Annotated in this window: 8 protein-coding genes; 7 read left to right on the top strand and 1 reads right to left on the bottom strand. The window is 71.1% G+C overall.

Annotated features, from left to right (window positions below; genetic code table 11):
* Positions 1-295: hypothetical protein (locus Q0R63_RS13215; RefSeq protein ID WP_295697993.1), on the bottom strand; the 295-nt coding region annotated here is incomplete at its 3' end.
* Positions 296-308: 13 nt separating this feature from the next.
* Here Q0R63_RS13215 and Q0R63_RS13210 point away from each other — a divergent pair.
* The 7 genes from Q0R63_RS13210 (at position 309) to Q0R63_RS13180 (ending at position 10,845) form a co-directional block, all read left to right on the top strand.
* Positions 309-782 carry a TraR/DksA C4-type zinc finger protein gene (locus tag Q0R63_RS13210; RefSeq protein WP_295697990.1) on the top strand — a complete coding sequence of 158 codons (474 nt, stop codon included), beginning with the start codon at positions 309-311 and terminating at the stop codon, positions 780-782.
* 80 nt (positions 783-862) lie between these two features.
* Positions 863-1,447: a signal peptidase II gene (gene lspA / locus Q0R63_RS13205; RefSeq protein WP_295697988.1), complete on the top strand. Its 585-nt coding sequence runs from the start codon at positions 863-865 to the stop codon at positions 1,445-1,447.
* Positions 1,440-2,369: an RluA family pseudouridine synthase gene (locus Q0R63_RS13200; protein WP_295697987.1), complete on the top strand. Its 930-nt coding sequence runs from the start codon at positions 1,440-1,442 to the stop codon at positions 2,367-2,369. Before lspA ends, Q0R63_RS13200 begins: the two co-directional genes overlap by 8 nt.
* Positions 2,370-2,494: 125 nt before the next feature.
* Positions 2,495-6,109 carry a DNA polymerase III subunit alpha gene (dnaE, locus tag Q0R63_RS13195; protein ID WP_295697984.1) on the top strand — a complete coding sequence of 1,205 codons (3,615 nt, stop codon included), beginning with the start codon at positions 2,495-2,497 and terminating at the stop codon, positions 6,107-6,109.
* A 546-nt stretch (positions 6,110-6,655) separates the two neighbouring features.
* On the top strand, positions 6,656-7,762 hold the full coding sequence (locus tag Q0R63_RS13190; protein ID WP_295697981.1) for a winged helix DNA-binding domain-containing protein: 1,107 nt from the start codon (positions 6,656-6,658) through the stop codon (positions 7,760-7,762).
* Between the two features lie 71 nt (positions 7,763-7,833).
* Complete coding sequence (locus tag Q0R63_RS13185) at positions 7,834-8,730, top strand: pseudouridine synthase (protein WP_366521130.1); 897 nt, start codon at positions 7,834-7,836, stop codon at positions 8,728-8,730.
* Positions 8,731-8,739: 9 nt separating this feature from the next.
* Positions 8,740-10,845, top strand: a complete 2,106-nt coding sequence (locus Q0R63_RS13180) for a S9 family peptidase (protein WP_295697978.1) — start codon at positions 8,740-8,742, stop codon at positions 10,843-10,845.
* The last annotated feature ends 11 nt before the right edge of the window (positions 10,846-10,856 follow it).

Below are 10,856 nucleotides of genomic sequence, written 5' to 3'. Positions count from 1 at the left end.
CGGCGAAGAAGGCGGCGGCGGCTCCGGCGAAGAAGGCGGCGGCGGCACCGGCGAAGAGGGCGGCGGCGGCACCGGCGAAGAAGACGGCGTCCGCTCCGGCGAAGAAGACGGCGGCGGCACCGGCGAAGAAGACGGCGGCGGCACCGGCGAAGAAGACGGCGTCCGCTCCGGCGAAGAAGACGGCGTCCGCTCCGGCGAAGAAGACGGCCAACGCTCCCGCCACCCCGTCGGTGTCGGCGAAGAAGGCTGCTCCCGCCACGAGGCGCACCCCCACCAGCACGGCCGCTCCGGCCACGAAGGCAGCACCTGTGAAGACGTCCGCCCCGGCCGGCAGTGCGGCTCCGGCCAAGAAGACCAGCGCGAAGTCGGCGCGGTCGAGCACGGGGAGCGCCGTGCTCCGGGTCCGCGGCACGGAGACGCCCTGGACGGCCAAGGAGATCCGCGAGACCCGGACCGAGCTCGAGGCCGAGCGGGCCAAGGCGCTCGGTGACCTGCACATCGCCGAGGCCGACCTGCAGGGCCTCCTGCGAGAGGCCGGCGAGGGCGCCGGCGACGACCAGGCCGACGCGGGAGCGAGCATCGGTGGTCGGGACTACGAGATGACTCTGGCGGCGGGCACCCGTGACAAGCTCGACCAGATCGAGCACGCGCTCGAGCGGCTGGCCGACGGCAGCTACGGTGTGTGTGAGAACTGCGGCAACGCGATCGGCAAGCTGCGCCTGCAGGCCGCCCCCCGCGCCACCTTGTGCGTGGACTGCAAGACCAAGCAGGAGAGTCGCTGATCCCCAGTCACGAGGACGAAACCCGCCCGGACGACGGGCATCCGGCAGACCGGCATACCGGCGCGGAGGTGCAGACGGGCGTGACGTCTTCGACCCGGCGGCGGCGCCTGTCCGCGCTCCTCGTCGGCCTCGCCGTCCTCACGTATGCCGTGGACCAGGGCACCAAGGCGCTCGCCGTCGCGATGCTCACCAGAGAGCCGTCGAAGGCGATCATCGGCTCTTACCTGCGGCTCACCCTGATCCGCAACCCCGGCGCGGCCTTCTCGCTCGGCACGGGGAGCACCTGGCTGCTGACGATCATCGCCGTCCTCGTCCTCGTCGTCGTCATCCGCACGAGCCGCCGGATCGGCAGCCTCGGCTGGGCGTGGGCCCTCGGACTGCTGCTCGGCGGGGCGCTCGGCAACCTCACCGACCGGCTCGTCCGGGAGCCCGGCATCGGCAGGGGGCAGGTGGTCGACTTCATCGACTACAACAACTTCTTCATCGGCAACGTCGCGGACATCGCCATCGTCGGCGCCGCCGTCCTCATCGGGCTGCTCGCCGTCCGCGGGGTGGGCGTCGACGGTACTCGCGAGCAGAAGGCAGCCGCCGGGGGCGCGCCGCCGGACGAGGCCAGTGCCTCGGGATCGACCCTGCCCTCCACCTCGGGAGACCACGATGGCTGACGCGCGAGCCGTCCTCGTGCCCGAGGGGCTCGAGGGCGAGCGGGTCGATGCCGCCATCGCCCGGCTCTTCGGGCTCTCCCGGACCCGGGCGGCCGACCTCGCGAGCGCCGGTGACGTCAGCGTCAACCACGAGGTCGCGGCCAAGTCGCAGCGGGTCAGCGCCGGCGACCTGCTCGAGGTCCTGATCCCCAGCGGACCGGTCGCGGTGGTGGCGGTCGTCGCCGAGCCGGTGCCGGGGATGCGCATCATCTTCGACGACGACGACATCGTCGTCGTCGACAAGCCGGTGGGGGTCGCGGCCCACCCGTCCGTCGGCTGGACCGGGCCGACCGTCCTCGGGGGCCTCGCCGCCGCGGGCTACCGGATCTCGACCTCGGGCGCGAGCGAGCGCCAGGGCGTCGTCAGCCGCCTCGACGTCGGCACCTCCGGGTTGATGGTGGTCTGCAAGAGCGAGTCGGCCTACTCCGTGCTCAAGCGCGCGTTCAAGGCGCGGACGGTCGACAAGACGTATCACGCGCTGGTCCAGGGTCTGCCCGATCCCCTGGTCGGGACGATCGACGCCCCGATCGGGCGTCATCCCGGGCACGACTACAAGTTCGCGGTGATGGAGTCCGGCAAGGCCGCCGTGACCCATTACCAGCTCATCGAGGCCTTCCGCTACGCATCGCTGCTCGAGATCCACCTCGAGACGGGTCGGACCCATCAGATCCGCGTGCACTTCGCGGCGCTGCACCACCCCTGTTGCGGCGACCTCACGTATGGCGCGGACCCTCGTCTCGCCGCCCGCCTGGGGCTCGACCGCCAGTGGCTGCACGCCATGGGGCTCGGCTTCGAGCACCCGCGCACCGGCGAGTGGGTGACCTTCGAGAGCACCTATCCGGACGACCTCCAGCATGCGCTCGACGTCATCCGCGCCGGCTGACCGTAAGCCTTGCTCTCGTCTCGCCCGACGGGTGGCGAGGGGGTGGCGACGCGACACGCCGGGCCACCTGCGCCGCGGCCACGACACGCGGAGGGTGTCGGTCCGGAGACCTAGACTCACCCTCGATGCCCACCCAGCCCGCCCCCCGCACCCCCATCGGGTCCACCCAGCCCGCCCCCCGCACCCCCAACAGCCAGAAGACCGACCCGAGCTTCGTGCACCTCCACGTGCACACCGAGTACTCCATGCTCGACGGGGCGGCGCGCATCGACGAGCTGCTCGAGTCGGCGGCGCGGATGGGGATGCCGGCGATCGCGACGACCGACCACGGTTACGTCTTCGGCGCCTACGAGTTCTGGTCGAAGGCCCGCAAGCACGGCATCAAGCCGATCATCGGCGTCGAGGCCTATCTGACCCCCGGCACCCACCGCACGGACAAGACCCGGGTGAAGTTCGGCGACGGTGGTCGTGACGACGTCGCCGGTTCCGGCGCCTACACCCACATGACGCTGCTCGCCCGCACGACCGGGGGCATGCACAACCTCTTCCGGATGAGCTCGCTCGCCTCCCTGGAGGGGCACTACTTCAAGCCGCGCATCGACCGCGAGCTGCTCGCGCAGTACGGCGACGGCCTGATCGCCACCACGGGCTGCGTCGGCGGGGAGATCCAGACCCGCCTGCGGGTCGGGCAGTACGACGCGGCCCGGCAGGCCGCGGGAGAGTTCCAGGACATCTTCGGCAGGGAGAACTTCTTCGCCGAGGTGATGGACCACGGGCTGCCCATCGAGCGGCAGACCCAGCGCGAGCTGCTGCGGCTCGCCAAGGACCTGCAGATCCCGTTGCTGGCGACCAACGACCTGCACTACACCAAGGCCGAGGACGCCACGGCCCACGCGGCGCTGCTGTGCGTCCAGTCCGGGTCCACCCTGATGGACCCCGGCCGCTTCAAGTTCGACGCCGACGAGTTCTACCTCAAGAGCGCCGCGCAGATGCGTGAGCTGTTCCGTGAGCTGCCGCAGGCGTGCGACAACACCCTCCTGGTCGCCGAGCGCTGCGAGGTCGGCTTCGTCGAGGGGGAGGGGCGCTACATGCCGCGCTTCCCGTGCCCCGAGGGCGAGAACGAGGAGTCCTGGTTCGTCAAGGAGGTCGAGCGGGGCCTGCGCGAACGCTATCCGGAGGGCATCTCCGAGGCCGTCCGCGCGCGCGCCGACTACGAGACCGAGGTCGTCGTCACCAAGGGGTATGCCGGCTACTTCCTGGTGGTCGCCGACTTCATCCGCTGGGCCAAGGAGCACGGCATCCGCGTCGGTCCCGGCCGCGGCTCGGGCGCCGGTTCGATGTGCGCCTACGCGATGACGATCACCGACCTCGACCCGCTGCGGCACGGGCTGATCTTCGAGCGGTTCCTCAACCCCGAGCGGATGTCCATGCCGGACTTCGACGTCGACTTCGACGAGCGTCGGCGGGGCGAGGTGATCCGCTACGTGACGGAGAAGTACGGCGAGGAGCGGGTCGCCCAGATCGTCACCTACGGGACGATCAAGGCCAAGCAGGCCGTCAAGGACGCCGCCCGCGTGATGGGTCACCCCTTCGCGATGGGGGAGAAGCTCACCAAGGCGATGCCGCCCGCGATCATGGGCAAGGACATCCCGCTGACCGGCATCTTCAGCAGGGAGCACCCCCGGTATGCCGAGGCCGCCGACTTCCGCGCGGTGCACGACGAGGACCCGCAGGCCCAGGAGGTCGTCGCGACGGCGCTCGGTCTCGAGGGGCTGAAGCGCCAGTGGGGGGTCCACGCGGCGGGCGTGATCATGAGCAACGAGCCGCTGATCGACCTCGTCCCGATCATGCGCCGCGAGCAGGACGGCCAGATCATCACCCAGTTCGACTACCCGAGCTGCGAGACGCTCGGCCTGGTCAAGATGGACTTCCTCGGCCTGCGCAACCTCACGATCCTCGACGACGCCCTGATCAACGTGCGGATGAACCGCGCCGAGGAGGTCGACCTCGACGAGCTCTCGACGACCCTCGACGACCCGCTGACCTACCAGCTGCTCGCCCGCGGCGACACGCTCGGCGTCTTCCAGTTCGACGGTGGCCCGATGCGGGCCCTGCTGCGGCTGATGAAGCCCGACAACTTCGAGGACATCTCCGCCGTCGGCGCGCTCTATCGTCCCGGCCCGATGGGCGCCAACAGCCACACGAACTACGCCCTGCGCAAGAACAACCAGCAGGAGGTCAGCTATCTCCACCCCGAGCTGGCCCAGGCCCTCGAGCCGATCCTCGGTTCGACCTACGGCCTGATCGTCTACCAGGAGCAGGTCATCCTCATCGCCCAGCAGCTGGCGGGCTACTCCCTGGGCAAGGCCGACCTGCTCCGCAAGGCGATGGGCAAGAAGAAGCGCGAGGTCCTCGACGCCGAGTTCGTCGGCTTCCAGGCCGGGATGCAGGAGCGCGGCTTCTCGGCGTCCGCCGTCAAGGCGCTGTGGGACGTGCTGGTGCCGTTCTCCGACTACGCGTTCAACAAGGCGCACTCCGCGGCATACGGGCTCGTGTCGTACAGGCCGGCCTACCTCAAGGCGCACTACCCCGCCGAGTACATGGCGGCCGTGCTGACGAGCGTGCGTGACGACAAGGACAAGTCGGCCCTTTACCTCAACGAGTGCCGCCGGATGGGCATCAAGGTCCTGCCGCCGGACGTCAACGAGTCGGTGGCCAACTTCGCCGCTGTCGGCACCGACATCCGCTTCGGGCTGGCCGCCATCCGCAACGTCGGGGTCAACGTCGTCGAGGCGATCATCCACAGCCGTGAGGACAAGACCGCCTTCAGCTCCTTCAAGGACTTCCTGGGCAAGGTGCCGGCCGTCGTCTGCAACAAGCGGACGATCGAGTCGCTCATCAAGGGCGGCGCCTTCGACTCGCTCGGCGAGAGCCGACGCGGGATGCTCGAGGTCCACGACCGCTACGTCGACGCCCTCGTCGAGGTCAAGCGTCAGGAGGCGATCGGGCAGGACAGCCTCTTCGGCAGCTTCGGCGACGTCGAGGACACCACCGGAGGGGCCGACGCCTTCGACGGCCTGCCGGCGGTGCCCCTCGTCGAGTGGGACAAGCAGACCCTCCTCGCCTTCGAGCGCGAGATGCTCGGCCTCTACGTCTCGGACCACCCGCTCTTTGGCATCGAGCACGTCCTCGCCCAGCACGCCGACACCTCGATCGTGTCGCTGATGGGCGACGACCCGCCGTCCGACGGCACCCCGGTCACCATCGCCGGGCTCATCACCGGGCTGCAGATCAAGCGCACGAAGAAGGGTGACCTCTGGGCCATCGCCACGGTGGAGGACCTCGACGGCGCCATCGAGTGCCTGTTCTTCCCGTCGGCCTACATGACCGTCTCGACGATGCTCGGCACCGACGTCGTCTGCGTGGTCAAGGGTCGGGTGAGCAGTCGCGACGACTCGATGTCGATCTTCGCCCAGGACCTCGTGCTGCCCGACATCAAGGAAGGGCCGCGGGGGCCGGTCGTGCTCACCGTCCCGCTGTCCCGCGCGACCAGCGCCCTCGCCGAGCGGCTCGGCGGCGTCCTCGGTGAGCACCCGGGGGTGACCGAGGTCCACGTCAAGCTGACCCAGCCGGGTCGATCGACGCTGATGCGCCTCGACGACTCGTTGCGGGTCAGCGCCGGGCCGGCGCTTTTCGGTGATCTCAAGGCCCTCCTCGGGCCGGCCTGCCTGGGGTCCTGAGACTGAGCCGGGCCCACCGGAGCCAGCAGCCCGCCTCGTCCGCCATCTCGTCATGTGGCATGTCGGCGACAATGGCAGGTAGGTGCCAACGGCACATTACAGTCGTGCTGGCGCCCGGCGAGCCGATTTGATCGGTCACATGACCCGATCTGAGCGTCGGATGTCTGGCAGGTGGCTGCTTCGACGGCTGGGGGCCAACGCGGCGGAATAACGTGTGCCGAAGGTCCGGTATTTGCTAAATCCTTACGTTATGGTGGTGTCAGTATATGATTTATGCGGTTCCGGCCCCGGCAGCCCGCTCCACGGGGGCAGGTGAGCGTGCTGGGATCCAACGGGTCGTCCGCGTGAAGGAGTGAGGGGTGCCGGCCGTGGGGGGCGGCATCCCTCCCTCTGCGTCCGGGATCAGGTCGGGCGCGTCCGTCGTCGACATCGTCCCGCCAAGGGCCCCGGGCCAGTGGGGCGTGAGGGACGGAGTGGCAGCGACCGGCCACGTGCTCGCGTGCGGTGTCGCCCTGCTGTCCGCCCTGCTTCGTATGCTCGGGTCCTGTGAACGCCGGGAGCCCGCCGAGTGTCGGTGCCCGCCGCCTCGCGGCCCTGGGCATCTCCCCGGCGCGCGGCGGTGGCGCCGCGGCGATCGAGGACGTGGTCTCGACGCACCTGGCCCTGCAGGCGCAGGACCTCGGCAGTGGACTCTGGTCGGTCGGGGTGCGGACCGGGGCGTCGATGGAGGAGGCGCACCGGGCGATCGAGGACCGGTTGATCACGCGGAGCTGGCCGATGCGCGGAACGCTGCACCTGATGGCCACCCGTGACGTGCGGTGGATGTGCCGCCTGCTCGGGGGCCGCTCGATCGGCCGGACGGCAGCCCGCTTCGCGCAGCTGGAGCTGAGCGACGACGTCGTGGACCGCGCCCGTGACCTCCTGGTCGCCACCCTCGTCGGCGGCCGCGGGGTGACGCGCGCCGAGGCGTTCGTCGTGCTGGCGGCGCACGGCATCGCGCCCGAGGGGCAGCGAGGCATCCACCTGCTCGGTCGGTTCTGCCAGGAGGGACTGCTGTGCCAGGGTCCGTTGGTCGGTCGGCACCCCACCTTCGTCCTCCTCGACGAGTGGGTGCCCACCTCGTGGGACCCCGGTCGCGACGAGGCGATGGCGACGCTCGCGGCGCGCTATGTCGCGACCCACGGACCCGTCCCCGTCAGCGACCTCGCCGGCTGGACCGGCCACATCCTGGCCTTCGCACGGGAGGCGGTGGCCCTGGCCGGCGACTCGATCGTCGAGGAGGTCGTCGGCGACGCGACCCATCTCGTCCACGTGGACGCCCCGGCGCCGGCTGCCCGTGCGGGGACCCACCTGCTGCCCGGCTTCGACGAGTTCCTCCTCGGCTACAAGGACCGCAGCGCGATGCTCACCCGCGAGGAGGAGCTGCGGGTCGTCCCCGGTCGCAACGGCGTGTTCCTGCCGACCGTCGTGGTCGGCGGTCGGGTCGTCGGCACCTGGACGCGGTCGACGAGCGCCAGCCGGGTGGCCATCACCGTGACGACCTGGGCCACCGCCACGCCCAGCCTGCGGCGCGCGGTCGAGCGGGCCGGCGCGGCATACGGGAGGTTCGTCGGTGTGCCGATCCAGCTGGCCTTCGCCGGCCCGACCCCGTGAGCGCCCGCGCCGGCTCCCACCGGTCCGCGGACCCACCGCTGCCGCAGCGACGGGGCGTCGACCCCGCCCGCGTGCGCCTGCCGACGTCCGGCGACTGGGCGACGGTCGGTGCCCACCTCGTCGACCGACTGAGCGGCATCACGCCGGCCGCGGTCGAGGCGCTGTTCACGCAGGGACGTGTCCTCGCCGCCGACGGGCGGGTCCTGGCGATGGGGGAGCCCTATCCGCCCGGCGGCACCCTGTGGATCGACCGGCCGCTCGCCGACGAGGTCGTGGTGCCCTTCCCCCTGGTGGTGCTGCACCGCGACGAGCGGCTCGTGGTCCTCGACAAGCCGCACTTCCTGGCCTCGATGCCGCGGGGGAGCCATGTCGTCCAGAGCGCGCTCGCCCGGGCGCGCCACGAGCTCGACCTGCCCGGGCTCGCCCTCGCCCACCGGCTCGACCGGCTCACCGCCGGGGTGCTCGTCCTCACGACCGCGCGACCCCACCGCGGCGCCTACCAGGCCCTGTTCGCCCGACGCGCGGTCCAGAAGACCTACCTCGCCGTCGCACCGGTGCGCGCCGACCTCGTACTGCCGTGCCTGGTCCGTAGTCACCTGCGGAAGACCCGGGGGTCGTTGCAGGTCGACGTGCTGGCGGGGGAGCCGCCCAACTGCGAGACCCGGGTGGAGCTCCTCCACGTCGACGGCGACCTCGGGCTCTACCGGCTCACTCCCGCGGGCGGCCGCACGCACCAGCTCCGGCGCCACCTCAGCGACCTCGGGATCCCGATCGTCGGTGACCCGCTCTACCCCGTGGTGAGGGACGTGGCCCCCGACGACTTCGCCGACCCGCTCCAGCTGTTGGCCCTCCGGCTGTCCTTCGTCGACCCGGTCGACGGTGCCCCACGCACCTTCACCTCCCGCCGGGTCCTTGCCTGCTGGCCGGGTCGGATGCCACCCGGAGAGGTGCCCACGGACCTCACCTAGAGTGCATCGGTGACCTTCCCCACCCCTCCCCTCGCCCCACGTCGTCCGCACGTCCGCACCGTCCACGGCGACGTCGTCAGCGACGACCTGGCCTGGATGGCGGACCGCGACGACCCCGAGTTCCGCGCCTACCTCGAGGCCGAGAACGCGTATGCCGCGGCCCGCACCTCCGGGGTGGCCCCCCTCGCGGAGGAGATCTTCGGCGAGATCAAGCGCCGCACCAAGGAGACCGACCTCAGCGTCCCCATCCGTCACGGCGGGTGGTGGTACTACAGCCGCACCGTCGAGGGCGAGCAGTATGCCGTCTCCGGCCGGGTCCGGGTCGAGGACCACCCGGACCGTCCAAGTCTCGTCGGCGAGACACCGCCCCCCGACGAGCAGGTGATCATCGACGAGAACCTCGAGGCCCGTGGGCACGACTTCTTCTCGCTCGGGGCCAGCGACGTCTCACCGGACGGACGTCTCCTCGCGTATGCCGTGGACCTCGCCGGCGACGAGCGGTTCGCGATGCGGGTCCGCGACATCGAGACCGGCCTGGTCCTCGACGAGGCCGTCACCGACATCGGCTACGGCGTGGCGTGGAGCCTCGCGGGGACCCACCTCTTCTACACCCGGGTCGACGAGGCCTGGCGCGCCCACGAGATCTGGCGGCACGAGGTCGGCACCGCGGTCGACCAGGACGTGCGCGTCGTGGCGGAGCCGGACGAGCGGTTCTCCGTCGGCGTCGGGACCTCCCGGGACGACCGGTGGATCGTCTTCGGGATCGGGTCGAAGACGACCAGCGAGTACCACCTCCTCGATGCCTCGTCGCCGGAGTCCCCGCCCGTGGTCGTCGCCCCCCGCGCGGACGGGGTGGAGTACGACGTCGAGCCGATGGGCGACGAGCTGCTGCTGCTCCACAACCGGCACCGCCCCAACTTCGAGGTCGCCCGCGCGACGATCTCGTCCGGCGGCGTGGGGGAGTGGCAGCCGCTCGACCTCACGACCCCCGACGAGTACGCGACCGGCGTCGAGGCCTTCACCGACGTCATCGTCGTGTCGTTGCGCTCGGGTGGCCAGACGTCGGTGCGGGTCGTTCCGCGTGACCCGGCCGCGCCCTCCGGCCTCGGCGAGCCGTTCGACATCGCCTTCGCGGAGCCGGTCCGCTCGGTCGGGACCGGGGACAACCCCGACCCGCACACCGACGTCCTCCAGGTCGTCTACTCCTCGCTCGTCACGCCCCAGACGATCTACGACTACGACCTGACGACCCGGGAGCTCACCCTGGTCAAGCGTCGCGAGGTCCTCGGTGACTACGACCCCGAGGCCTACGTCCAGCACCTCGAGTGGGCGAAGGCGGACGACGGCACCCGCGTGCCGATGTCGGTCGTGCACCGCCGCGACACCCCGCTCGACGGCACGGCCCCGGGGTTCCTCTACGGCTACGGCGCCTACGGGCTGTCCACCGACCCGTGGTTCTCCGTCGCCCGCCTCTCCCTCCTGGACCGCGGGTTCGTCTTCGCCGTCGCGCACGTGCGGGGCGGCTCCGAGATGGGCCGGGGGTGGTACGACGACGGGAAGATGGAGCACAAGGAGCACACCTTCACCGACTTCGTCGCGTGTGCCGACCAGCTGGTCTCCGCCGGCTTCGTCCACCCCAGGAGGCTTGCGGCAGAGGGGGGTTCGGCGGGTGGCCTGCTCATCGGCGCGGTCGCCAACCTTGCCCCCGACCGGTTCCGGGTGCTGCACGCCCAGGTCCCGTTCGTCGACCCGCTGACGACGATCCTCGACCCGAGCATGCCGTTGACGGTCGCCGAGTGGGAGGAGTGGGGGAACCCGGTCGACGACCCCGCGGCATACCGGCGGATGAAGGGGTACTCGCCCTACGAGAACGTCGGGCCGCACCCCTACCCCGCCATCCTCGTGACCACGAGCATCAACGACACCCGCGTCTTCGTCACCGAGCCGGCCAAGTGGGTCGCCCGGCTGCGCGAGGTCGCCACGAGCGACCCCGCAACGGCGCCGATCCTCTTCCGCACCGAGCTCACCGCCGGCCACGCGGGCCTCTCCGGCCGCTACGACGCCTGGCGTCAGCTCGCCTGGGAGTGGGCCGTCCTGGTCGACCAGACCCGCTGAGGCCTCCCGAA

Source organism: Lapillicoccus sp., from assembly GCF_025353065.1.
Lineage (GTDB): Bacteria > Actinomycetota > Actinomycetes > Actinomycetales > Dermatophilaceae > Lapillicoccus.
Note: the sequence above shows the minus strand (reverse complement) of the source record. Positions and strands in the feature narration are given on the sequence as shown.

Bases quoted from the DNA above. Each gene is read 5' to 3' on its own strand.
- Q0R63_RS13200 (WP_295697987.1), top strand. From the start codon at position 1,440: ATGGCTGACGCGCGAGCCGTCCTCGTGCCCGAGGGGCTCGAGGGCGAG.
- dnaE (WP_295697984.1), top strand. From the start codon at position 2,495: ATGCCCACCCAGCCCGCCCCCCGCACCCCCATCGGGTCCACCCAGCCC.